The organism is Desulfuromonas carbonis (genome assembly GCF_054658035.1).
This window is the reverse complement of sequence record NZ_BAAHXR010000005.1, coordinates 176,822-199,013: the sequence shown is the minus strand read 5'-3', so window position 1 is coordinate 199,013 and position 22,192 is coordinate 176,822. Positions and strand designations below refer to the sequence as shown.

22 protein-coding genes and 1 pseudogene are annotated in these 22,192 nt (G+C 62.5%); 9 read left to right on the top strand and 14 right to left on the bottom strand.

Annotation, left to right across the window (positions count from 1 at the left end):
- Window positions 1–80: 80 nt before the first annotated feature.
- The 12 genes and pseudogenes from ACYQ8E_RS18410 to glpX form a co-directional block, all read right to left on the bottom strand.
- Window positions 81–1,181, bottom strand: a pseudogene (locus ACYQ8E_RS18410) (IS4 family transposase); the annotation flags it as partial.
- 81 nt (window positions 1,182–1,262) lie between these two features.
- Window positions 1,263–1,517 (bottom strand): DUF2905 domain-containing protein, encoded by a 255-nt coding sequence (locus tag ACYQ8E_RS18405; RefSeq protein WP_459860515.1) that lies wholly within the window; start codon window positions 1,515–1,517, stop codon window positions 1,263–1,265.
- A gap of 2 nt (window positions 1,518–1,519) precedes the next feature.
- Window positions 1,520–2,059, bottom strand: a complete 540-nt coding sequence (locus ACYQ8E_RS18400) for an epoxyqueuosine reductase QueH (protein ID WP_459860513.1) — start codon at window positions 2,057–2,059, stop codon at window positions 1,520–1,522.
- 112 nt (window positions 2,060–2,171) lie between these two features.
- Complete coding sequence (locus tag ACYQ8E_RS18395) at window positions 2,172–4,529, bottom strand: hypothetical protein (RefSeq protein ID WP_066727932.1); 2,358 nt, start codon at window positions 4,527–4,529, stop codon at window positions 2,172–2,174.
- 177 nt (window positions 4,530–4,706) lie between these two features.
- The gene (locus ACYQ8E_RS18390) at window positions 4,707–5,096 is read right to left on the bottom strand and encodes a hypothetical protein (protein WP_066727931.1); all 390 of its coding nucleotides are present in this window, start codon (window positions 5,094–5,096) and stop codon (window positions 4,707–4,709) included.
- Window positions 5,093–6,421 (bottom strand): GGDEF domain-containing protein, encoded by a 1,329-nt coding sequence (locus tag ACYQ8E_RS18385; RefSeq protein ID WP_066727930.1) that lies wholly within the window; start codon window positions 6,419–6,421, stop codon window positions 5,093–5,095. Before ACYQ8E_RS18385 ends, ACYQ8E_RS18390 begins: the two co-directional genes overlap by 4 nt.
- A gap of 48 nt (window positions 6,422–6,469) precedes the next feature.
- Window positions 6,470–7,492 carry a Holliday junction branch migration DNA helicase RuvB gene (ruvB, locus tag ACYQ8E_RS18380; RefSeq protein ID WP_066727929.1) on the bottom strand — a complete coding sequence of 341 codons (1,023 nt, stop codon included), beginning with the start codon at window positions 7,490–7,492 and terminating at the stop codon, window positions 6,470–6,472.
- A gap of 51 nt (window positions 7,493–7,543) precedes the next feature.
- Window positions 7,544–8,140: a Holliday junction branch migration protein RuvA gene (ruvA, locus tag ACYQ8E_RS18375; RefSeq protein ID WP_066727928.1), complete on the bottom strand. Its 597-nt coding sequence runs from the start codon at window positions 8,138–8,140 to the stop codon at window positions 7,544–7,546.
- A gap of 9 nt (window positions 8,141–8,149) precedes the next feature.
- Window positions 8,150–8,653, bottom strand: coding sequence for a crossover junction endodeoxyribonuclease RuvC (gene ruvC / locus ACYQ8E_RS18370; protein WP_066727927.1), 504 nt, complete (start codon window positions 8,651–8,653; stop codon window positions 8,150–8,152).
- A gap of 87 nt (window positions 8,654–8,740) precedes the next feature.
- Window positions 8,741–9,487 (bottom strand): YebC/PmpR family DNA-binding transcriptional regulator, encoded by a 747-nt coding sequence (locus ACYQ8E_RS18365; RefSeq protein ID WP_066727926.1) that lies wholly within the window; start codon window positions 9,485–9,487, stop codon window positions 8,741–8,743.
- Window positions 9,488–9,669: 182 nt separating this feature from the next.
- Complete coding sequence (locus ACYQ8E_RS18360) at window positions 9,670–10,506, bottom strand: cytidylate kinase family protein (protein ID WP_066727925.1); 837 nt, start codon at window positions 10,504–10,506, stop codon at window positions 9,670–9,672.
- A gap of 110 nt (window positions 10,507–10,616) precedes the next feature.
- On the bottom strand, window positions 10,617–11,570 hold the full coding sequence (glpX, locus tag ACYQ8E_RS18355; RefSeq protein WP_066727924.1) for a class II fructose-bisphosphatase: 954 nt from the start codon (window positions 11,568–11,570) through the stop codon (window positions 10,617–10,619).
- 164 nt (window positions 11,571–11,734) lie between these two features.
- Here glpX and ACYQ8E_RS18350 point away from each other — a divergent pair, with 164 nt between their 5' ends.
- The 6 genes from ACYQ8E_RS18350 to ACYQ8E_RS18325 all read left to right on the top strand — a co-directional run bounded on the left by ACYQ8E_RS18350 (window position 11,735) and on the right by ACYQ8E_RS18325 (window position 15,439).
- Window positions 11,735–12,130, top strand: a complete 396-nt coding sequence (locus ACYQ8E_RS18350; protein WP_231875335.1) for a rhodanese-like domain-containing protein — start codon at window positions 11,735–11,737, stop codon at window positions 12,128–12,130.
- The gene (locus tag ACYQ8E_RS18345) at window positions 12,127–12,921 is read left to right on the top strand and encodes a glycerophosphodiester phosphodiesterase (RefSeq protein WP_066727922.1); all 795 of its coding nucleotides are present in this window, start codon (window positions 12,127–12,129) and stop codon (window positions 12,919–12,921) included. The genes ACYQ8E_RS18350 and ACYQ8E_RS18345 overlap by 4 nt, the downstream gene beginning before the upstream one ends.
- A gap of 59 nt (window positions 12,922–12,980) precedes the next feature.
- Window positions 12,981–13,625, top strand: a complete 645-nt coding sequence (locus ACYQ8E_RS18340) for an HAD family hydrolase (protein ID WP_066727921.1) — start codon at window positions 12,981–12,983, stop codon at window positions 13,623–13,625.
- Window positions 13,626–13,725: 100 nt separating this feature from the next.
- Window positions 13,726–14,892, top strand: a complete 1,167-nt coding sequence (locus ACYQ8E_RS18335; RefSeq protein ID WP_066727920.1) for a class I SAM-dependent methyltransferase — start codon at window positions 13,726–13,728, stop codon at window positions 14,890–14,892.
- A 106-nt stretch (window positions 14,893–14,998) separates the two neighbouring features.
- A complete protein-coding gene (locus ACYQ8E_RS18330; RefSeq protein WP_066727919.1) occupies window positions 14,999–15,220 on the top strand; it encodes a NifU family protein in 222 nt (73 codons plus the stop codon).
- 24 nt (window positions 15,221–15,244) lie between these two features.
- A complete protein-coding gene (locus ACYQ8E_RS18325; protein WP_066727918.1) occupies window positions 15,245–15,439 on the top strand; it encodes a hypothetical protein in 195 nt (64 codons plus the stop codon).
- Between the two features lie 58 nt (window positions 15,440–15,497).
- Here the strand turns inward: ACYQ8E_RS18325 and ACYQ8E_RS18320 are convergent, their stop codons facing one another.
- Both ACYQ8E_RS18320 and ACYQ8E_RS18315 read right to left on the bottom strand, forming a co-directional pair.
- Complete coding sequence (locus tag ACYQ8E_RS18320) at window positions 15,498–17,471, bottom strand: monovalent cation:proton antiporter family protein (protein WP_066727917.1); 1,974 nt, start codon at window positions 17,469–17,471, stop codon at window positions 15,498–15,500.
- A gap of 79 nt (window positions 17,472–17,550) precedes the next feature.
- Window positions 17,551–18,885 carry a replication-associated recombination protein A gene (locus tag ACYQ8E_RS18315; protein WP_066727916.1) on the bottom strand — a complete coding sequence of 445 codons (1,335 nt, stop codon included), beginning with the start codon at window positions 18,883–18,885 and terminating at the stop codon, window positions 17,551–17,553.
- Window positions 18,886–19,107: 222 nt separating this feature from the next.
- Between ACYQ8E_RS18315 and ACYQ8E_RS18310 the strand changes: the two genes are divergently transcribed.
- From ACYQ8E_RS18310 to ACYQ8E_RS18300, 3 genes are read left to right on the top strand one after another with little or no spacing between them, the layout of a single operon-like run.
- The gene (locus ACYQ8E_RS18310; RefSeq protein ID WP_066727915.1) at window positions 19,108–19,962 is read left to right on the top strand and encodes an NAD(+)/NADH kinase; all 855 of its coding nucleotides are present in this window, start codon (window positions 19,108–19,110) and stop codon (window positions 19,960–19,962) included.
- Between the two features lie 59 nt (window positions 19,963–20,021).
- Window positions 20,022–21,689: a DNA repair protein RecN gene (gene recN, locus ACYQ8E_RS18305; RefSeq protein ID WP_459861551.1), complete on the top strand. Its 1,668-nt coding sequence runs from the start codon at window positions 20,022–20,024 to the stop codon at window positions 21,687–21,689.
- 46 nt (window positions 21,690–21,735) lie between these two features.
- A complete protein-coding gene (locus ACYQ8E_RS18300) occupies window positions 21,736–22,185 on the top strand; it encodes an N-acetyltransferase (protein WP_459861553.1) in 450 nt (149 codons plus the stop codon).
- Window positions 22,186–22,192 lie beyond the last annotated feature (7 nt).

The window sequence follows — 22,192 nt, the reverse complement described above, 5'->3', positions numbered from 1 at the left end:
GCAGTAGTGTCCGGTTAAGAAGTTGCATAGGCTCCGAAGTCCAAGTCAATGATATCGGGAGGCCCTAAGCCTGCGGCCGCATCCTCGGCGGCCTCGTTGCGAATATTGTTGCGAAGCTCACGCACCCTGTTGATGCTGACACGTTCGCCATGCTCTTCGTGGCAGTAGATGGCCAGCAGCAAATAAGTAATCAACCCTGCGAGGATCTGCACCAGCAGGCCGTAGGGACTGCGGGCAATCAGGTGATACACCTTGAGGTGGCGCTTCCACCAGGCGAAGAAGGACTCGATCGTCCAGCGTAGCTTGTAGATCAAGGCAATCTGCTCGGCGGTCAGATCGAAGCGGTCGGTGGCGACCCAATAGGATTTTTGGTCAACCTTGTAGCCGACCACACGCACTTCTCGTTCGGTCTGGTTGACATCTTTGGTGCCGAGCAACACCCTGGCGTCATAGAAAACATGACTGCCGGGGACAACAGGATTGGCGCTCAACTCCGTCTTACGAGAACTGGCTTTGATGCGGCAGACAAAGTGGCGTCCCTGATCCTGCCAGTCGTCAAAGTTTTTGTAACACTGGTAATAGCGGTCATAGACACCTGTCTGACCGGGAGCCACGAGCCGTTCCGCCTGAGGACGCTCGTCGCCCTTGCCGTCGGTTAATGTGACTTTCTGGGGGACACCACGACCGATATCGAACCCCAGGTGAACCTTGGCCTTTTTGGCTCCGTCTCGATAGTCCGCCCAGAGCATGGACAGCGTAGCGTCAATCAGCGAACCATCGACGGCGATCAGATCGCCGAGATCGGAGATGTCTTTGGCGACAGGAATCTTTTGTGAGACCTGTTTCTGCAGGTCTTCGTAAACATGAATCATCTGCTCCAGCCCTCGGGTATTGATCGCCTCAAAGAAGGCGCTTTTCCGGATACCGCCGGGCGGTGCAATATGAGTCGCGGCAAAATCTTCCTGCGTCAGAACCTGAAGCAGATGACGCCCCGAAGAATGCTCTTCGAGGTGATAGTAGGTCAGGATTTTCAACTGATCTTCAAACGTCATCTGAAGTGGCCTGTTGCCTCGGGCCTCAAGAACCGGGGCATGTTCGAGAGCGCCCTTGAACGGGGTAAAAAGTCGGACAATGGAGCGCCTGCTAAGCCGGGTACGGTGGCAGCGAACAAGTAATGACATTTTCGTAAATCCTCATATAAAATAGGTATTTACGAAAATCGCCGCGCCGACTTCACGACGATTTGTCAAGCAAAAAATACGCTAACTTGTGAAAATATTTACAATTATCTGCAACTTTGGGTGAATGCAATTTGCTAACCGGACACTACTGAGGGAGAGGAGAAGTGAAACCAGAATACAGGTGGTGAGGGGGAAATAGAAGGAAAAGTTCTTCGATTCCATGTGAAGATCGCCGGGGAGCCGGCCGAGGGGCGGAATCTTTCCCCCCAGGGAGAGAAAAACCCCGGCACAGACCAATAACAGGCCGATCAGGATGAGCAGCTTGCCGAGGGGCATCTTCAGGTCCGGGCTGGTGGACAGTAGCGTTCCTTCTCCGAATAGATGCAACCGCAGTACTGCTGGCGGTAGAGCCCCATCGCCTTGGAAGTTTCGATCCCCTCGCGCCAGCCAGGCCGGAAATCGTGATAGAGGAATTTGATGCCAAGTTGATGGGCGAGGGACTCGCCATGGCTGCGGATTGTCTCATGCTGCTGATAGCGGCTGTAGAGCAGGCTGGTGCTAAACGCGTCGAAACCCTGGTCGGCAGCGCGCCGGGCGGTCTCTTCAAGACGGGAGTGGTAGCAATAATCGCAGCGCAAGAGCGGGACCTGGGCGACCTGGGCCAGAAACTCCTCCAGCTGGTAGTCCTCCCGATACTGGACCTCGAGTTCCACCCCGGCCGCATAGTCGCGGACCGTTTCCAGCCGTCGCCTGAACTCCTGGTACGGGTGGATGTTGTGGTTAAAGAAAAAACCAGTGACCTGGTGGTTCTGCTCCCGTAGAACCTTGACCGGGTAGATAGCGCAGTTCGCACAGCAAAGGTGCAATAGAACGTTCATGGCGACCTTCTTGATGGAGGGGACATGTTCTCGAATGATAACAGTTTTCTCTGCCAGTTTCAGCAGATTTTATCCATCCTGGCCACCGGCACTACGATGGCCGTTCCCGGCATTACCTCTGCTTGGCGCGAAAGAACTCCGGCGGCGGGAGCGGGAGTCTCTCCCAGAGTTTTCCCGCGACTGCCCTTGCCTGCCGGGGATTGGTGAGCAGAAGGTGGGCCCGGCGTAACAGCGCCTCGTGAAGCGTCTGCAAGTCCTGCAGATAACGGCCGAGAATATTTTGCAATATCAGGGGGTCTGCGGGGAGCAGAACGACTTCCCTGCCGGCGGCGGCGGCCAATTCAACCGCCTGGGCAGCCAGCTCGGAGGAGACTTCAAAGCTGTCGCCGTCGGCGCCGGTCAGAACTACCCGGCCGAAGAATGGCTCTCCTCGCTGTAACGGCAGGCTGAGCCGGTACTCTTGCAGCTCTGGGCGGAAATGGTCAAAAAGATAATGCTCGGGGAAGAGCGGTAGCCCGTCACTGAAGACTTCCCGATAAAGCGTGTTGCTCAGGTCGGCCAAATCAAGAGTCGGCGTGGGCGTAGCCGCCGCCGCAGTGGCCATTGGCTCCTGGTGGTTGGCGACCCTGCCAGTGGCGGAAAGTGGGAGGGCAAACCAGGGGGCGAGTTCGGCATCGATCTCGGCGGTGCTGGGAGTGGCGGGGTGTTCCTCGGCCAGGCGTTGCAACAGGGTCAGGATGTCCCGGTTGGGCAAGGGGAAGGGCCGTTTTCCCCAGGTCGCAGCAAACCTTCTTGGTCCGGGCAGCGGCTGGTTATTGCCGGCCACCTGCCAGAGCAATCGGCCGAGGCTTGAAGCGACAAAAAGGTTCACCCCGGCCTCGAGGTCTTGCGGCGAGTTGCCAGAGGGATCGAGATGGAGGTGGCCGTTCTCAAAAAGGGTCCAGACCGGGTCGGGGAGGTCCAGCGCCAGGGCCCAGAAGAGGGCCGGAGCCTTTCGGGAAAGCTCCCCTTCCAGGTAGCGGTTGTCCCTTCCCGGATTGACAAGGCAGGTGCTATCGGCGCCCCCATCTTTACAGAGGTCGATCTCCATTTGATGGGCGGAGATGCGGCGGATCTCGCCGATCGAGAAATCTTCCCGCAGTGTGTCGAGCAAGACATCGGCAAAGGGGGCGCTGAGCCAGTCCCCGGGGACCTTCAGCCGCAGTTTCCCCTCCCGGGCCGCCAGCCCGGCGAGATGGAGAAGTTCCCACCCCCAGCGGGGTAGATCCGGGGGGAGGCGAAATCTCCGGGTCGGCCACGAGATTCGCAAACCGGCCTGCAGTGCCGCCCGCTCACGGGCGGGGAGCGTGGTCGGGGAGGTCAGGGCCGCGAGGATCAGGGTCGGTGCCGGCGTCCCGGGAAGCTGGAACGGGTCAGCGGCCTGAATCCGCGCCGCCGGCTGCCCTTGCAGATGGCGCAACAGGACAGAGCAGGCCAGCAGGGACGGTGGCGCTACCTCCCAATCTTCAGGGCCTGGGGGAATGTTGGCCAGGTTTGCAATCAACCGCGGTCCGCGGGTTTTCGGGACGGGTGCCGTCAGGGCGTGCTGGCCGAGGGGAAGCTGGTGGTCCTCCCGCAGCAGTTCCAGGACCCGGGCAAGCCGCTGACTGTCCTGACACCCGCCGAGTTGGGCCAGGCGCCGCGACAGGTGGTGGAAGCGGACGGCGATATCGAGAGGAAGTGGGAATTCGCCCGGGAGGGGAGCCAGTGCCTTGCGAAGTTCCGCCGGAAGCGTATCGATGGCAAAAAGCATCGCCCGCTCCAGTCCCTCCGGTTGGACCGCTGTCGGCAGCTGGTCGAGGTGGAGCAGTGCCGCAATCCGCACCAGGGTCAAGAACGCCTTGTCTTGCGCCTGTTGCTCGGGAGGAACGCCTGTCGCACTGCAACGACCTTCGCTGCAGGCGACCCGCATCAGTTCCTTCAGTCCGGGGACAACCTCTGCAAGTCCCCCCAGACAAAGGTTGACAAGGTAATGGGGCGGAAGCTCCTCCGGGGTGAGGGACCCCGCAACGGTGAGATATTTGATCTCCTCCAGGACGGTGGCCAGGGTATGGCGAAAGCTAGTGGCGTCGCTGCCGGCAGGTGGGGCGGCAACCGTCCGGTGCCGGGACAATCCGCCGGGGAGAATTTCCCAGAAGACAATCTCATCCGCCCCCCATACGACAAAATGCCGCAAACCAAGGGCATGGGCGCAAAGGCGTCCCTGCTCCTCACTACAATCGCTCTCCCGGGGCGGGACGAGAATAACCCCCCCGGCCATGCCGCTGTCCCGGTTGATCCAGAGGACCAGATCCGGGTAAAGCGCCCCCTGCGGGGTCAACACCCGTGGCGAAAGGTCGATCCGGCGCAACGGAGAGCGGCTTCGCTCCAGCTGTTCTTCTGCCCAGCGGGCCAACTGGCGGGTAAATTGATCGAGGGAGTCTTTGCTCATCGCAGGGAGAACCAATGGCCAAGGTCCGGAGGGTTGGCAGCCCAGGGTATAAAAAGGGCCGCCACAGTGACGGCCCCGGGGGCGAACTCAGCAGGGCTAGTGCAGGCCCCCCCTTTGAGTGAAAAGTAACATATTGCCCGGTTTTCTAAAACCCCTTTTGTCCGGCGGCGTCCAATCCTATAGGGCCCTTTTTTCCATTTCGACCATGATGCGCTTTAATTCCTGGAGGTCGCGATTAAGCGTCTCATTCTCGCGGACGAGTTTTTCATTGCTATCGATGCATTGTTTGATTTTCTGCTGTTGCTCGGCTGTCTTGCGCTGGAGTTCGGCGGCCGCTGCAGCCTGCCAATCGAGCAGGCTCTGCGCCGGCCCCTTCCAGGGGGAGGCGCCATTCTCCTGAACAAGTCTTTGCAGGGCCGGGCTGGTTCCCGTTGCCAGCAATTCATCCAACCCCTGGAAGAACAATTCCCGCTGCGGTTCGACGATGGCTGTTGCGGCTGGGGCGGGAGGCTGCGCACAGGCCGCCAGGAGGAAAATCAGCAGGCAAGAGAGCAGGAACCGCGTCATAGAACCTTGCGTCGGTTGACAAGTAGATTGCTGCCAGGAAGTTCCTTAAGATGTTCCTTCATCTTAGCACACTCCCTGCTGATCGCCAGGGCTGTTGGTGCCTCAAGAAGGTCGACGCGGATCACTGCGACGGACATGGTCAGCAGGGGAAAGGTCCGTTCGATTCCAAAACGGTCCCGCGCCATGAAAAAACCGGCCTGCCGGTCTTCCTCCGAATAGAAGGAGGGCGCCATCTGGTCGAACTCCGTGAGTAAGGCCCGGGCTATGTTTTCACCCTGCTCGGGGGGGGTGAGAATCACGTAATCGTCACCACCGATATGGCCGACCAGATCTTCAGGCGTACCAAAGTTACGCACCGTTTTGCGGATCAGGTCGCCAACCTGGGCGATCACTTCGCTCCCGGCTTTATAGCCGTAACGGTCGCCGTAAGCTTTGAAGTTGTCAAGGTCGATATAAAGATGGGAAAACGGGATGCCGCTTTCGATCCGGCGGGCAATTTCGCGGTCGATGGCAAGGTTTCCGGGGAGCCGGGTCAGCGGGTTGGCGTCGAGGGACATCTGCTCCAGGTCCTTGAGCTTTAAACCCATCTCATTGAATTCCCGGGCGAGCAGGGTGAATTCGTCGACGCCACTAATGGCAATCGGCTGGTCAAAGCTGCCGCCGGCAATCTGCTTGGTGGCCAGGATCAGGGTGCGGATTGAGCGATGGATGCCGAGGATAACCGTTATCGCCACCGGGGCCGACAGGGCCAGTCCGATGAAAACCAGCAGCAGCGTCACCTTGTAGGCCTGGCTACTGCCGCTGGAGAGGGTTTGCAACGCCTGATCCAGGGTCGCCTGCTGACGATCGGTAAGGGTGGCGAGGGCCGCCAGCAGGGTTTCGCGGCGCGGGCCGGTCTGCTCGTGAGTGCACTGACTTGCCGCTGCCCAGCGCTTGTCGGTCAGCAGCTCCGAACAGGCCTGGTCCGCCTGCATGTAGGACCCGGCAAGGGATCTCAGGTTGGGGGCCGATTCCGGCAGGGGGAGTGCGGCGAGTTTTTCCCAGGTGGCTGCAAACTCCTGGGAACGGTTTGCCGCAAGGTTCAGCATGTCGGAGTCGCGGAGTACCAGGAGCTGCTTTTCCAGCCGTTCCTGGGCCAGCAAGGTGTCCCGCAGATCACGATAGAGATTGAGGAGTTTGAACTCGACGCCGACCAGCTGGCGCGAACGCTGGGTCTGTCGCTGCAAGCTGGAGAGGGCGTAGCCCAGAGCAATCAGGCTGAACAGGACGATGAGAAGGTAGCCGGCCGCGATCTTCTGGGAGACGGTGAAGGCAGGACGTTTCATCGATCGCTCCGCTGCAATGGGTGCCGGAAACCACCCTTCGCTCTTGGGTCAGGCGAACAGGCCACCCTCGGCGGCCGTTTTCGGCAGCCGCTGGAAATGGTGGTAGGCAGCCGGGGTGGCAGTCCGACCCCGGGGTGTGCGATTGAGATATCCCTGTTGCAGCAGGTAGGGCTCGATGACGTCCTCAATGGTGTCCCGTTCTTCGCCGACGGCCGCTGCCAGCGTGTCGAGGCCGACCGGTCCACCCCCAAATTTGTCGATGATCGTCAGCAGGATCCGGCGGTCCATGTGGTCGAAGCCACGGCTGTCGACTTCCAGCCGGGTCAGGGCCAGATCCGCAAGCTCCCTGGTGATCACCCCATCGCCCTTGACCTGGGCGAAATCCCTGGCCCGGCGCAGCAGGCGATTGGCGATGCGCGGCGTTCCACGACTGCGTCGGGCCAGTTCCAGGGCGCCCTGTGCCTCGATGGGAATTTCGAGAATCCCGGCACTGCGGCTGACGATGATCGCCAGTTCCTCGTCGGTATAGAATTCCAGCCGGCTGATGACACCGAAACGGTCGCGCAGTGGCGAGGAGAGAAGACCGGCCCGGGTGGTGGCGCCGACCAGGGTAAAACGGGGGAGGTCGAGCTTGATGGTGCGTGCCGAGGGACCCTGGCCGATCATGATGTCGAGCTGGTAATCCTCCATTGCCGGATAGAGGATCTCCTCGACCACCGGCGAGAGGCGATGTATTTCATCGATGAACAGGACATCCCCGGCCTCGAGATTGGTCAGGATGGCGGCGAGATCGCCGGTCTTTTCAATCACCGGACCGGAGGTGCTCTTGATGTTGACGCCCATCTCGGCAGCGATGATGTTGGCGAGGGTGGTTTTACCGAGGCCAGGCGGGCCGTAGAAGAGGACGTGGTCAAGGGCTTCCCGGCGTCCCCGGGCGGCATCGATGAAAATCTGCAGGTTCTCCTTCGCCTTGCACTGGCCGACGTAATCGGTCAGGGTGCGGGGCCGCAGGGAGACTTCGACGCAGGCATCGTCGCCGGCAATATCAGGTGTGATCAGCCGTTCGCTCATGATTCCCCAGGGTTGGGATACGGTCGCAGCATTCGGTTACCGCCGCCCCGGTTAGCGGAGCAGGATCTTGAGGGCTCCCTTGAGGACCTCTTCCAGGCTGGCGTCCGGTGAGATTTCCATATTCTCAAGGACTTTGCGGGCCTGGGCCTCCTTGTATCCCAGGTTGACCAGAGCCGACTGGGCGTCTTCCAGCGAGGTCGTCTTGGTCGGCCCGGTTTGCGGCGGCACGCGCGGATGAGCGGGGTTGAGTCTGTGGGCCTTGTCCTGCAATTCCAGCACCAGCCGCTCCGCCGTCTTTTTGCCTATGCCGGGAAGGGTGGCGAGGCGCTTGGCATCCCCCTCGGCGAGGGCATCGAGGAGTGCCGGCGCAGGAATATGCGAGAGTATATTCAGGGCCAGTTTGGGGCCGATGCCCGAAACCGAGATCAAGAGCACGAAAAGGTCCCGTTCGGCGCTGGTCAAAAAGCCGAAGAGGAGAATGGCGTCGTCCCGGACGTGGGTATAGACCTGGAAGCGGACACTCCCTTCCTCGGGCAGGGCGTAGAAGGTCGAAAGCGGAATCAGGAGCCGGTAGCCGACGCCGCCGACATCGACAATGACATGATCAATGCTGCGGTAGGCGATGATTCCGTGCAGTGATGCGATCATGCGTTCACCTCAGCGTCCGCGGCGCAGTTGGTCGAGACGTTCATTAAGTCCGTGGCTGTGGGCATGGCAGATGGCAACCGCAAGGGCATCGGAGGCATCCTCCTGGGCAATCTCCGGGAGGTTCAACAAGGCCCGGACCATCTGCTGGACCTGTCCCTTGGCCGCCCGGCCGTACCCGACGACGGCATTCTTCACCTGCAGGGCGCTGTATTCGAAAACCGGCAGCCCGGCATTGACCCCGCAGACCAGGGCGACGCCGCGGGCATGCCCCAGTTTCAGGGCGGAGAGTGCATTCTTGGCGAGAAAGACCTGCTCGACCGCCATGGCATCGGGGTGATAGGTCGCGATGACCTGCTCCAGCCCGCGGTGAATTTCGAACAGACGCAAGGCCAGGGGCGTATCACTGGTGGTGGCAATCGCCCCGTTGTCCACATGCAGCAGGCGATTCCCCTCTTTTGCAATGACCCCATACCCGGTTATCCGGCTCCCGGGGTCGATGCCGAGAATTTTCATAGGCCTGGTGTCCGGTTGCGGGGGCCCGTCTCATAATCCGTGCCCAAGGCTATTAATTACCTGCGCCGGAATCCGGTCTCCCTGGTTTCAGCCCATCGCCTTCTCGATCTCATCATCGGAGATGTCGAAGTTGGCATAGACGTTCTGCACGTCGTCGTTATCTTCGAGCTTGTCCATCATTTTGAGCATCTGCTCGGCAGCTTTTCCCTCGAGCTGGACCATTGTCTGTGGCAGCATCGTCACCTCGGCGCTCTCCCAGTTCAGGCCCATTTCCTTCATGGCCTCACGGACTTCGATGAAATTGGCCGGGTCGGTGATCACCTCGTAGCTATCCCCTTCGTCCTTGACATCCTCGGCGCCCACTTCCAGCGCGGCCTCGAAAATCCGGTCGAAGTCACAATCGGTATTAAAGGCGATCAGGCCTTTGCGCTCGAAGAGGAAGCTGACGCTGCCGTTAACGCCAAGGCTGCCGTTATGCTTGGTGAAGATGTGGCGGACATCGGCCACGGTGCGAGTCCGGTTGTCGGTCATGAATTCGACGATAACCGCCACCCCGCCCGGTCCGTACCCCTCGAAGGTGCCCTCTTCGTATTCGACGCCATCGAGGCCCCCGGTCCCCTTCTTGATCGCCCGTTCAATCGTATCCTTGGGCATGTTTTCGCTCTTCGCCTTGTCGATGGCAGTACGCAGGCGCGGGTTGGTCCCCGGTTCGCCGCCACCGATCTTGGCGGCAACGGTGATCTCCTTGATCAGCTTGGTGAAAACCTTGCCACGCTTGGCATCCTGAGCGCCTTTGCGATGCTTGATGTTTGCCCACTTACTGTGTCCAGCCATACCGATATTCTCTCCTTGTTCGATTCATCCTCCGGACGAAGCCGGAAAAAGCGTCCCATCCTAGCATGATCAGTACCCGTCGACAAGAACCATGAGCGCCAGTGCATGGGGCGGGGCGAGGCCAGGCAAAGAAAAAGCCGGCCCTCGGGGCCGGCTGGAAGATTTGGGTAAGGAATCCGGGGTCAGTGCTCTTCAGGCAGGGAGCGGTACTGGCGGATCTCAAGCTGGTCATCGATCTTCTGGACCCCTTCCACGGCGGCCACCGTTCTTCTCACCGCCTCCCGCTGTTCTTCGGCGTGGACATGGCCGAAAAGGGTTGCGACGCCATCTTTTACCGTGAGGTGAAAGTGGTAGTGGTGGAGTCCTTCGATGACGCCATTGGCCAGAAGGGCGATTTCCGCCTTCTTGGCCACGATCCGGTCCTGCAGTATCTTTTTGCCGGAATCCTTGCTTTCCTGCAGGTTGCGATCCCGGACCCCTTCGCAGATCAGCTTGACGGCTGTTTCTTCGGAGAGGCGCTGGGTGTTGACGATAAGATCGTAACCGAGAGGATCGAGCCAGTCGCGGTCAAAGTAGTATTTGATGAAGCCGGCCCGCTGCTGATCGCTCTTGCGCACCAGGATCCGCGCCAGATCCGGATCGAGCCACTCGCGTTCCGCCCAGCGCTCGACCCGGTCCTCAAAGGGCGCGGTGATCCGGACCCGGAAGACGGAACTGATTCCGCTGAGGAGATCCTGCCCGCCACGGCCATAGACGATGATGTTCCCCTTGAGGGCGTATTCAAGAATGATCAACTCGACGCGGTGGGAGTCGATTTCAACCTGTGCATCGATTTCATCGACAAAGGCCGGCGGCTTTTCGTCCGCCTTTTCGAGGGCTTCGGGGGTCAGGCCGTAGGACGCTGCAACCTTTGCAATCGCCTCGCCATCGACCAGGGTGTAGCCAAGTTTTTCCGCTGCCTTGTGGGCAATGGGAATGCCGCCGCTGCCCATTTCCCGGGAAATGGTAATGATCGCCATACTGTTCCCTTTCGCCGTGCGGTTTCTTTGACTGGAGGCAATAAGCCGAAAAATCCTAACAGTTTCCTGCCGCGATGACAAGCGGGGAAATCGGCCTTCTTTCGCAAGCCTCAGTAAACCGGTTTGTAGTCGAACTGGTGACGCCCTTCAATGAAGCGGATGGTCCGGCTTTTGGAACGCATCACGATAGAATGGGTCTCGGCACCACCGGAAAAATAGCGGACCCCGCGCAACAGGTCGCCATTGGTAACACCGGTCGCGGCAAAAAAAACATCGCCATGGGCCATCTCCTCGCAATTGTAGACACGTTCGAAATCATCGATCCCCATCGACTTGGCGCGCTCCCGCTCCTCCTGGGTCATGAAGACGAGTCGCGCCTGAATGTCGCCGCCCATGCATTTGAGGGCCGCCGCCGCCAACACCCCTTCCGGGGCACCGCCAATCCCCATCAGCAGGTCGACGCCGCTCCCTTCCACGGCCGCCGCCACGGCCGGGGCGACATCGCCGTCGGAGATCAAATGAATACGGGCGCCAGCCTTGCGAATCTCTTCGATGATCTTCTCGTGACGTGGCCGGTCGAGGATTACCACGGTCAGGTCCTCGATATAGCACTCCTTCGCCGCTGCGACCCGCTTGAGATTCTCCGTTGGCGATGCGTTGATATCAATGGCGCCGCATGCGGAAGGTCCGACCGCGATTTTCTCCATGTACATGTCGGGGGCGTGGAGGAATCCGCCCCGGGGGGCGAGGGCGATGGTGGCAATCGCGCCACTGGTCCCCTTGGCGCAGATGTTGGTCCCTTCCAGCGGGTCGACGGCGATATCGACGGCCGGCGCCTGGCCATTGCCGACCTTTTCGCCGATATAGAGCATCGGCGCTTCGTCCATCTCCCCCTCGCCGATCACCACCGTGCCATCTATCCCGACCGAGTCAAGGGTACGCCGCATGGCGTTGGTGGCGGCCTCGTCGGCAGCAAGCTTGTTCCCCTTGCCGACCCAGCGTCCGCAGGCCAGGGCCGCTGCTTCGGTAATCCGAACCAGTTCCAGCGCGAGATTGCGATCCATAGATGATTCTCCTTGCCGACCGCTGCCGGCGGTGGGGTGAGACGGGCGGTATCATTGCATGATTCACCCGGGAAGACAAGTTTGGGCTGGAAGGAATTCGCAAAACTGAATATAGTTGTCCCAAGGGCCGATGGCCCATATTTAACATTGGGGAGGATTCTGTTGTGGCTACTGTGAATCGCGCCTGCTGGTTGCTGGGTTTGCTGCTGCTCCTAACGGCCGAGGCCTGGAGTGCGCCGGTTACGAGCATGATGGCGCCCGAGGCCTTCCAGCTGTTACAGCGCCAACCGGATACTTTTCTGCTCGATGTTCGCACTCCCGGTGAATACCTGCAATTACGGCTGGCGGGCGCCACCCTGATTCCGATCGACCAGTTTCAGGCCCGGTCCCGTGAAGTCCCCAAAGATCGCCCGGTCCTGGTCTATTGCGCCGTTGGCTCACGCAGTTCCCAGGTCGCCAATTATCTGGCCAGCCAGGGGTACCCGGAAGTCTACAACCTGACCGGTGGGATTTGGGGCTGGCAGCTGCGGGGCTACCCGGTCATCCAGGGCCCGCCATGAGTGGCCGCGGGGGAACAGGGCAGCCTCTGCCCGGCGGCGGGACGGAGCGCCGGCTCCTGATCTGGGCCCATCGTGGCGCCTCGGGTCGGGCGCCGGAAAATACCCTGGCGGCCTTCCGTGCGGCCGAAGCGGACGGCGCCGACGGTATCGAACTCGATGTCCATTTGAGCCGGGACGGAGTCCCGGTGGTCATCCACGACGAAACCCTGGAACGCACCAGCGACGGCCGGGGACCGGTGCGGGACTTCACTCTCGCCGAGCTGCGCCGCCTCGACGCCGGCAGCTGGTTCGGCACCCCTTTTGCCGGAGAAGGATTACCAACCCTGGAGGAGGTCTTTACCTGGGCCGAAAACCGGCTACGGATCAATGTCGAGATCAAGGACGCTGCGGCCGGGCACAAGGTCCTCGAACTGCTCCAGGCCTACCCGCAGGTAAGAGTCCTGGTCTCCTCCTTCGACCATCGCCTGCTGGCGCTGATGCGCCAGCAAGCGCCCCGGCTCCCCCTCGGATTCCTTTGCGATACGCTCTTCTGGCATCGCGCCCTCTCCCGCGCTGTCGCTGCCGGCGCCGAAAGTTTTCATCCGCGGGTCGACCGGACCAGCCGGCAGCTGGTCCAGGCCTGTCAGCGGCATGGCCTGCGCGTCTATCCCTGGACCGTAAATAGCCCGCGCCAGGCGCTGCGGTTGCGGCGGCTTCGGGTCGATGGTCTCTTTACCAATTATCCAGCAGAGCTTTCCTCCCTCCGGGTGGGGTGGTGGCAGGCTTTTGACAGGGAGGGCAGGACTGTTTAAAATCGGCGTACGCGCATGCTAATCTGCGGTTGTCCCCCTCCTTCACAGGTTGGTGCCCAATGAGCCTGGCCATCCCCCCGATCCGCTCGATTGTTTTCGACCTTGACGGTACGCTCTACTCGGCGCAACCCATTGCCGACCAGATTCAACGGGCGGCGGAAACCCTGATCGCGGCCACCCGCGGGCTGTCGCTGGTGGATGGCCGTGCGCTGTTGCGGCGGGCGCGGCGGGCGCTGACCGACTCCGGGGACGAGGAACCCACCCTGACCCGTACCTGTCAGGAACTGGGCATAGAGATTGCGGCCCTGCACCGGGCTTTTCAGGAACAGGTGCGCCCCGAGGACTGCCTGGTGCCGGACCCCGTTCTCCGGGCGTTACTCGAGTCGCTCAGTGCGCATTGCCGCCTCTATATCTATACCAACAACAGTTATCCTCTGGCCCAGCGAATCCTTGCCCTGCTTGATGTTTCGGAGTACTTTGAACGCCTCTACACGATCGAATACTGCGGCCAACCCAAGCCCGACCTCGATGCCTTTCGCAAGGTCGTTGAGGACATCGGCGGTCTGCCGGAGAGTTTCCTCTTCGTTGGCGACCGGGAACCGGTCGATCTGCGCCCCGCCGCAGACGCCGGCATGGCGACTCTGTTGGTGCGGGAAACGGCCGACCTGCTGCAGATTCACCGCCTGCTTGGGATCATCCCCTAAAGCCCCGGCACCCTATCTTCCCTATCTTCCCCTTGCCAGCAGACCTTCCCCGGGGTAGAATCCCCGACTTTGAAGCCGCCCAGAGGGGAGACGCTAGCCGATGACCGAAACGAATGGCGACCAGCGACAGGCCGATCTGGCGACCTTTCTGCGACGACGTATCGATGCCGCGGGAGGGATTCCTTTTGCCGAGTTCATGGAGCATTGCCTCTATCACCCGGACTGGGGTTATTACATGGTCCCCCGGTCGCGAATCGGCAAGGAGGGAGACTTTTTTACCAGCTCCAGTGTTCATGCCCTCTTCGGGCGCCTGCTCGCCCGCCAGCTCCGGCAGTGCCTCGAACTGCTCGGCGGCGGCCCGCTGACGCTTGCCGAGCAGGGCGCCGGGGAGGGTCATCTCGCCCTCGATATCCTCGATGCGCTGCGCGAGCTGGCACCCGACCTTTACCACTCTCTGCGCTACCGGATCGTTGAGCTGAGCCCCGACAACCGGCGTCGCCAGGCCGATTCGCTGGCTGCCCATCGCCAGGTGGTCGACTGGTGTTCTCTGGCGGACCTCGCCGGCATGGAAGGGGTCTTCCTCTCCAATGAACTGGTCGATGCCTTCCCTGTTCACCTTGTGGAAAAGCGCGACGGGGAGCTGCGGGAGGTCTTCGTTGTCCGCACGGACGAGGGTTTCGGCGAAGAATTGCGGCCCCTTTCCTCCCCCTCGCTCGCCGCCCACTTCGAGTGGCTCGGTGTCGCCCCGGTAGAGGGAAACCGGGCCGAGGTCAACCTGGCGGCCCCGCGCTGGCTGCGCCAGGTGGCGCAGCTGTTGCGGCGCGGTTTCGTACTGACGATCGATTACGGCTACCCGGCGGCAGAGCTTTACGCCCCGTTCCGGCGTCAGGGAACCCTGCTCGCCTATCACCGACACCAGGCGAGCGACGACCTCTATCGCCTGGTCGGCCAGCAGGACCTGACCAGCCACGTCGACTTCACCAGCCTGCAACAGGCGGGGACGGAAGGGGGATTGACCACCCTTTACTTCGGGGAGCAGTACCGGTTTCTGATGAGCCTTGGGTTTGTCGAGGAACTGATCGCCCTGCAGGCCCGCGAGGAAGACCCGCGCCGGGCCCAGGCGCTGCGCATGACCCTGAAAAACCTGATCCTGCCCGAGGGCGGCATGGGGGAAACTTTCAAGGTGCTGCTGCAGGGGCGAGGCGTCGGTACTCCCGAACTCCTTTGCGCCCGACGTCTGCGGGACCTCCCCCTGCCGTCCCTGTGACGGGAGAACGACGAGGAGACGAAATAGTCCGACTAGCCCGACCCCCTGTTGCGTAGCAGGGAGGTCGGGCTATAATAAGCACACATCACAGAGGAGGATTCATTCAATGCGTGAAGAAGTTCAGAAAGTTCTCGAAATGGTACGCCCGGCGTTGCAGGCCGACGGGGGCGATGTCGAACTGGTCGATATCAGTGCGGACGGTGTGGTCAGCGTGAAATTGAAGGGCGCCTGCGGTTCCTGCCCGATGTCGACCATGACCCTCAAGATGGGGATTGAAAAGACCCTGCGGGAAAAAATTCCCGCCGTCAAGTCGGTGGTACAGGTCTGATTCGTTTACTCCGGGGAGGTGCCGATGATCAAGGTCAAGACCTTTGGTGAACCGCTCGCGGCCTTCAAGGCCCAGCGCGAACTTGGGGAACTGGACGAACGTATCAACGACTTTATCCGCCGGAATAATATCCGCAAGGTCATTTCCGTCAGCGATTCGCCGACCAGCGAGAATGGCTCGACCATCGGCCTGATCCGGGTTCTGGTTTACGAAGAATAGCCGACAACAGCAGCGAAGCAGTTCAGCGGGAGCCTCTTGGGGCTCCCGTTTTCTTTTTTTATACCGGATGCCCGTGCAGCAGCTCCCGCGCTTGCAGCACGTTCTCGGGAGCGCCGAGGAGGAGCAGGGTGTCCCCCGGTTCGAGGACCAGGCTGGCTGCCGGGCTGTAGCGGACCCGCTCGTTGCGGATAATGCCGACGACCATGGTCCCGGTGCGGGTGCGAAAAGCGAGCTCGCCAAGGGACTTGCCAAGGCAAGGAGAGTCGTCCGGGACCGCCTGAAACTCGATCTGCCCCTGTTCCAGCACCGACAGGTAGCCGGAGAGGTTGCTCGGCGTCTTGCCGGGGGACCGCAGCCGGTCATAGTGTTCCCGGCGCAGGGTCGCCATCTGCTTCAGGACCTGCCCTTCGCCGATGCCGCAACGGCGCAGCAGCAGGCTGGAGAGCTGGATGCTGGCCTCGAATTCATCCGGGACGACCTCGTCCGCGCCGAGGGAGGAAAGATATTCAAGCTCGGCCACGAAGCGGGTTCGGACCAGGATGTAGAGATCGGGATTGAGCCCGCGCGCCGTCGGCACCGCCCGGGCGATGGCGGCGGGGTCGTTGATGGCGAGGACCAGCGCCCGCGCCCGGCCGATGCCGACTCCTTCGAGGACCGCCGCCGCGGTGACGTCGCCGAAGACGATCAGCTCCCCTGCCGTGCGTGCCTGACTGACGACGGTGCCGTTGGTCTCGACATGGATACAAGGGATACGCATCTCGCGCAGAGCCCGCCCGACGTTGCGCCCGGAGAGCCCATAGCCGGCGATGATGACATGCCCTTCGAGATTGGCGGTTCGCTCACCGCTGGCGTCGGGAAGCTCGGCGCCGTTCCCCCAGCGGCCGGCAAGGCGCCGCGCCAACGGCTCGGCCCGGGCGGCGAGCAGCGGTGTCGCGAGCAGGGAGAGGGCAATCACGGTTAGGGTCCCCTGGTAAAGGGGCGGCGAGATGAGCTCCAGGGCGAGGGCTTTGCGCAGCAGGACGAAGGCGAATTCGCCGACCTGGAAAAGGAGGAGCCCGGCGGTGAGAGCGGTGCGCAGCGGATAGCGGGCCCAGAGGGCGCCAAGGGTCCCGGTGGCGATCTTGAGCAGGGTCAGCAGCAGGAAGGCGCCGGCGATCAACAGGCCGTGGTCTGCCACGGCATGCAGATCGACCAGCATCCCCATGGAGATAAAGAAGATGGCGAGAAAGGCGTCCCGAAACGGAATGACGTCGGCCAGGACCTGGTGCGCGTAGTCCGATTCCGCCAGGGCGAGACCGGCCAGGAAGGCGCCGAGGGCGAGGGAGAGCCCGGCCTGGGCGGTGATCCAGGTGGTGCCGAGGAGGAGGGTCAGCACCGTCAGGCGAAAGAGTTCCGGGGTCCGGGTGCGGAGGATCCCCCGCAACAGCGGTTGCAGCAGGTAGCGCGAAAAGCCGAAGAGGAGGGCGAGGAGCGCTCCTGCCTGGAGCAGGCCAAACAGGGTGAAGCCACTGTCGCTGCCTGCCAGCAGCGGCAGCAGCAACAGGAAGAGAATGACGCCCAAGTCCTGGAAGAGGAGGGTGGCAAGGGCGATCCGGCCGTGGGCGGCATCGATCTCCCCCCGCTCCGAAAGCAGCTTGAGGACAAGGGCGGTGGAGGAGAGGGCAAGGGCCATCCCCAGGACCCAGGCGGCGGCATTGCCGATGCCGGCCAGGCGCGCCGCGCCGTAGACCAGCAGGGTGGTGGACGCCATCTGGGTCGCTCCGCAGCGAAGCATCAGCCCCTTGATGCGCAGCATCCGGGTAAAGGAGAATTCCAGGCCGATGGTGAAGAGGAGCAGGATCACCCCCAGTTCCGCCATCGCTTCGACCTCGTGGACCCCGCGAACCAGGTTCAGGCCGTAGGGGCCGATGACCAGGCCGGTGACCAGGTAACCGACGATCGGCGACTGGCGCAGGTGGCTGAAGAGCCAGGCGCTGGCGAGGGCCAGGCCGAGCAGGATGAGGAGGTCGAGAAGGAAGGGGAGGTCGTTCATGGGCTCTCGCCGCGGTGGAAGGTGACAAATTGTTTGACGAGTATAGCAGATGCCGGGACCTAGCGGGTGGCGGTGGCGGTCAGTCCTTCTCGTCCGGGTCGGGTTTTGCTCTCCCCTGGCGCAAGTCGGCCCAGTGGGCGAGACGCTCGCCGATCAGCTTCTCGTAGCCCCGCGCGGTCGGCCGGTAGTAGCGCTTGCCGCGCAGGGCGTCGGGGAGATGATCCTGGGGCGCGATCCCCTCGGCATGGTCATGGGCGTACTGGTACCCCTTGTGGTAGCCGAGCTCCTTCATCAGCCGGGTCGGGGCGTTGCGGATATGCAGCGGCACCGGCAGCGCGCCGCTCTTGCGCACCTCGGCCAGCGCCTGGTCGATGCCGAGGTAGCTGGCGTTGCTCTTCGGTGCGGTGGCGAGGTAGGTGACCCCCTGGGCGAGATTGATGCGTGCCTCGGGCAGGCCGACGAAGTGGACTGCCTGCTGCACCGCCAGGGCGATCTGCAGCGCCCGCGGGTCGGCGTTGCCGACATCCTCGGAAGCGAAGACCACCATCCGCCGCACGATGAAGAGAGGGTCTTCCCCCGCCTCTAGCATCCGCGCCAGCCAGTAGAGGGCGGCGTCGGGGTCGGAACCGCGCAGGCTCTTGATGAAGGCGGAAATGACGTTGTAGTGCTCCTCTCCCCCCTTGTCGTAGAGGAGGGCCTTCTTTTGCAGCGCCTGCTGGGCATCCGCCAGCTCGATGCGCTCCTCGCGGCTGGCGGCCGCCGCCACCTCCAGGGCGCCGAGAGCGATGCGGGCGTCGCCATCGGCCTGGGCGGCGATGAAGGCGAGGGCATCGTCCGCGACCTGCAGCTCTTTCGCGATGAGGCCGCGCGGGTCGGTCAGGGCCCGTTGCAGCAGCAGGAGAATCTCCTCGGGGGCGAGGGGCTCAAGGACGAAGACCCGCGAGCGCGACAGCAGCGCCGAGTTGATCTCAAAGCTCGGATTTTCGGTGGTGGCGCCGATGAGGATGATGTCGCCGCTTTCGACGAAGGGGAGGAAGGCGTCCTGCTGGGCCTTGTTGAAGCGGTGAATTTCGTCGACGAAGAGGAGGGTGCGGCGGCCGTGGTAGGCCTTTTCCTCCTTCGCCCGGGCGACGATCTCGCGCACCTCCTTGACTCCCTGGAGGACGGCGGAGAAGAAGACGAAGCGGCTTTTGGTGGTGCCGGCGATGACCCGCGCCAGGGTCGTCTTGCCGGTCCCCGGCGGCCCCCAGAAGATCACCGAGGCGAGCTGGTCGGTCTCAATCAGCCGCCGCAGCAGCTTCCCTTCGCCGAGCAGCTCGCGCTGGCCAACGACTTCGTCGAGGGTGCGCGGGCGCATCCGCTCGGCGAGCGGGGCGTCGGAGGATTCGCTGGCGGCCTGGGTGAAAAGGTCCATTGGTTGTCTCCAGTGAAACGCAGGCTCGACTCTAGCACATGGGGGTGCCGGGCTCAACTGTGTCGCAACCACCGCCCTCATAGCTTCTCTGTGGCAACGGCCGCTGGGTCAAAGACTGAGCTGCGTGTACCTGGGGAGCGCGCCGGCGTCAGTAGTTGTATGGACTCCGTGCCCGAGGTGTGGTAATAACGTGGTGCAATGGACAGGCCGAGGGAGTGGAAAATGCAGCAGGTCGGTATCTATGCAAAAAAACAGCACCCGGACGCTGTTGTCTTTGGCCGCGAGGTGATGGAGTGGCTGCTATCCCGGGGGCTTGAGGTTCTCCTGGAGGAGGATCTGGCCCAGAGCCTGGGGGTGACCCGCGATTATGCCGATAACGAGATTCCGCAGCGGGCCGACCTGATCGTGGTCCTCGGCGGCGACGGCACCCTGATCTCGGTCGCCCGCCACGTCGGTGCCCAGATGAAGCCGATCCTGGGGGTCAATCTCGGCAGCCTCGGTTTTTTGACCGAGATCACCCGGGATGAGACCTTCGCCACTCTCGAGCGCGTCCTGCAGGGGGATTTTCGGGTCTCCCGGCGGCTGATGCTCGATGTGGTGGTTCGCCGCCAGGGGGACGAAATTGCCCGCTACGCGGTCCTGAATGACGCCGTCATCAACAAGGGGGCTCTGGCCCGGATTATCGATATGGCGGTCTGGGTCGATGACGTCTACCTGACAACCTTCAAGGCCGACGGCCTGATCGTTGCCACGCCGACCGGGTCGACCGCCTACAACCTGGCCGCAGGCGGGCCGATTATCGACCCGGGCGTCGCCTGCCTGGTCATCTCGCCGATCTGTCCGCACATGCTGAGCAATCGGCCACTGATCGTCTCGAGCGAAGCGGTGATCCGCATTGAAGTCAAGTTCCAGGATCAGCACGTGGTTCTCACCGCCGATGGCCAGGTCGGGATGCAGCTGCAGGGGGGGGATCTGGTCGAACTGCGCCAGGCCCGGGAGCGTACCCTGCTGATTCAAAGTCCGACCCGGGATTATTTCGAGGTCTTGCGCACCAAGCTGCGCTGGGGGGAGAGATAGTGCTGAGTGCTGAGTGCTCCTCTTTTATCGGCCACCAATAACCAATCGGTCTTGTCACCATGCTCGTCGAACTGCAGATCCGCAATCTCGCCATCATCGACCAGCTACAGGTCCAGTTTGCCGCCGGGTTCAACGTCCTGACCGGCGAGACCGGCGCTGGCAAGTCGATCATTATCGATGCGGTCGGTCTGCTGCTCGGTGACCGGGCGCGGCCGGAACTGATTCGCAACGGCGCCGATGAGGCGAGTGTCGAGGCCCTGCTCGATCTCTCCGGGCAGACCGGGCTGCAGCAGGAATTGCAGCAGGCCGGGTTCGACGGCGAGGGGGAGCTGCTGGTGCGACGGGTCGTCTCCCGCGCCGGCAAAAACCGGGTTTACGTCAACGGCTCGCTGGCCACGCTGGCCCAGTTGCAGGCCTTCAGCGGACAGCTGGTGACGATCTACGGTCAGCACGAGCACCAGACCCTGCAGCGGGGCGAGACCCACCTCGCCCTGCTGGACAGCTTCGCCGGCCACGGGCCGCTTCTTCTCGATTATGCCACCCACTATGCAGCGCATCGCCAGCTGCAGCAGCGGCTGGACGGGCTGGAGGCCGCGGAGCGGGACCGGCAGCAGCGGCTGGAGGTGCTCGCATTCCAGCAGCGGGAGATCGCCGCCGTCGCGCCCGTTCCCGGGGAGGACGAGGAACTGGCCGCCGAACGGCTCCTGCTGCAGCATGCCGAACGGCTGGCCACCGCCGCCAGCGGCGGTTTCGAGACCCTCTACGGTGGTGAAGCCGCCGTTTGTGGCGAACTGGCGCGAGTGGCGGCGGACCTTGAAGGTCTGGCCGCGATCGATCCATTGCTCGGCAGTCTGGGCGAATCGCTGCGCAGCGCCCAGTACAGCGTTGAGGACTGCGCCGCGCAGCTGCGGGACTACCGGCGGCGCATCGAGTTCGAGCCGCAGCGGCAGGAGGAGGTCGAGAGCCGCCTCGCCCAGCTCAGCCAGCTCAAGCGCAAGTATGGGCCAACCATCGCCGCGGTCCTGGAGCATCGTGATCAGGTCGAGCGGGAACTTGCTGAACTCGGTGACCTTGCTGCCACCCGGGAGGAGCTGATGCGGCAGCTCGATGCCGCCGCGGCGGCCTTGCACCAGTCGGGGAAACAGTTGAGCTGTGCCCGCAGTGCCGCCGCAGTGCGCCTGAGCCAGGCGGTCGAGGCGGAACTGGCCGACCTCGCCCTGGCCAAAGCGCGGTTTGTGGTCCAGCTTTTTCCCTTGGCAGCGCCTGGTAGCCAGGGGCTCGAGCGGGTCGAGTTTTATCTCGCGCCCAATCCCGGTGAGGAGCCGAAGCCCCTGGCGCGCATTGCCTCGGGCGGGGAGTTGTCCCGGATCATGCTGGCGCTGCGGCGGGCCGCACCGATGGCCGAAGGGGTGCAAACGCTGATCTTCGACGAGGTCGATGCCGGCGTTGGCGGCGCGGCGGCGACCGCTGTCGGCGAAAAGCTGCGCAAGGTGGCCCGGGGGTTGCAGGTGCTCTGTATTACCCATCTCCCCCAGGTGGCGGCCTTTGCCGATCACCATTTCCGGGTTGAAAAGAGTGAGGTCGAGGGGCGGACAGTGACGACTATCCTCCCCCTCGACGACACCGCGCGGGTCGGGGAAATGGCCCGGATGCTCGGCGGGGCACGGGTTACCGAGCGGACCCTGGAGCACGCCCGGGAATTGATCGGCCAGTCGTGCCGAGCCTGAGACCGGCCCGGCGCCGGCTCGTTAAGATCTTCTGAGGAGTTCGTTCATGGTGCGCAAAGCGCGTATTGCCGATGCCCGGGCGATCCACAAGCTGTTGCTTGGCTATGCCCGCGAAGGGATGATGCTCTCCCGGTCCTTGCCGGATATCTATGAGAACATCCGCGACTTCTATGTATTTGAAGAGAATGGCGAAACCGTCGGCACCGTCTGCCTGCATATCTGCTGGGAGGATCTTGCCGAGGTGCGCAGCCTCGCCGTCTCCGCCGATTGCGAAGGGCGCGGTCTCGGTCGCGAACTGGTTGAGGCCTGCCTGGTCGAGGCCCGGGATCTGGGGATGAAGCGGGTCTTCGCCCTCACCTACAAGCCGGTTTTCTTTGCCAAGCTCGGTTTTCATGAAATTGAAAAATCGGAACTGCCGCAGAAGATCTGGGGCGACTGCATGAAGTGCGCGAAGTTTCCCGAATGTGACGAAATTGCCTTGAGTATTACCCTGTAATCCGCCA

Coding starts and splice junctions, on each gene's coding strand:
- ACYQ8E_RS18405 (WP_459860515.1), bottom strand. CDS start 1,517: ATGCCCCTCGGCAAGCTGCTCATCCTGATCGGCCTGTTATTGGTCTGT.
- ACYQ8E_RS18310 (WP_066727915.1), top strand. CDS start 19,108: ATGCAGCAGGTCGGTATCTATGCAAAAAAACAGCACCCGGACGCTGTT.
- ACYQ8E_RS18335 (WP_066727920.1), top strand. CDS start 13,726: ATGACCGAAACGAATGGCGACCAGCGACAGGCCGATCTGGCGACCTTT.
- ACYQ8E_RS18385 (WP_066727930.1), bottom strand. CDS start 6,421: ATGAAACGTCCTGCCTTCACCGTCTCCCAGAAGATCGCGGCCGGCTAC.
- ruvB (WP_066727929.1), bottom strand. CDS start 7,492: ATGAGCGAACGGCTGATCACACCTGATATTGCCGGCGACGATGCCTGC.
- ACYQ8E_RS18300 (WP_459861553.1), top strand. CDS start 21,736: ATGGTGCGCAAAGCGCGTATTGCCGATGCCCGGGCGATCCACAAGCTG.
- ACYQ8E_RS18325 (WP_066727918.1), top strand. CDS start 15,245: ATGATCAAGGTCAAGACCTTTGGTGAACCGCTCGCGGCCTTCAAGGCC.
- ACYQ8E_RS18345 (WP_066727922.1), top strand. CDS start 12,127: ATGAGTGGCCGCGGGGGAACAGGGCAGCCTCTGCCCGGCGGCGGGACG.
- ACYQ8E_RS18395 (WP_066727932.1), bottom strand. CDS start 4,529: ATGAGCAAAGACTCCCTCGATCAATTTACCCGCCAGTTGGCCCGCTGG.
- ACYQ8E_RS18320 (WP_066727917.1), bottom strand. CDS start 17,471: ATGAACGACCTCCCCTTCCTTCTCGACCTCCTCATCCTGCTCGGCCTG.
- recN (WP_459861551.1), top strand. CDS start 20,022: ATGCTCGTCGAACTGCAGATCCGCAATCTCGCCATCATCGACCAGCTA.
- ACYQ8E_RS18315 (WP_066727916.1), bottom strand. CDS start 18,885: ATGGACCTTTTCACCCAGGCCGCCAGCGAATCCTCCGACGCCCCGCTC.
- ACYQ8E_RS18330 (WP_066727919.1), top strand. CDS start 14,999: ATGCGTGAAGAAGTTCAGAAAGTTCTCGAAATGGTACGCCCGGCGTTG.
- ACYQ8E_RS18340 (WP_066727921.1), top strand. CDS start 12,981: ATGAGCCTGGCCATCCCCCCGATCCGCTCGATTGTTTTCGACCTTGAC.
- ruvA (WP_066727928.1), bottom strand. CDS start 8,140: ATGATCGCATCACTGCACGGAATCATCGCCTACCGCAGCATTGATCAT.
- ACYQ8E_RS18365 (WP_066727926.1), bottom strand. CDS start 9,487: ATGGCTGGACACAGTAAGTGGGCAAACATCAAGCATCGCAAAGGCGCT.
- ACYQ8E_RS18360 (WP_066727925.1), bottom strand. CDS start 10,506: ATGGCGATCATTACCATTTCCCGGGAAATGGGCAGCGGCGGCATTCCC.
- ACYQ8E_RS18400 (WP_459860513.1), bottom strand. CDS start 2,059: ATGAACGTTCTATTGCACCTTTGCTGTGCGAACTGCGCTATCTACCCG.
- ACYQ8E_RS18390 (WP_066727931.1), bottom strand. CDS start 5,096: ATGACGCGGTTCCTGCTCTCTTGCCTGCTGATTTTCCTCCTGGCGGCC.
- glpX (WP_066727924.1), bottom strand. CDS start 11,570: ATGGATCGCAATCTCGCGCTGGAACTGGTTCGGATTACCGAAGCAGCG.
- ruvC (WP_066727927.1), bottom strand. CDS start 8,653: ATGAAAATTCTCGGCATCGACCCCGGGAGCCGGATAACCGGGTATGGG.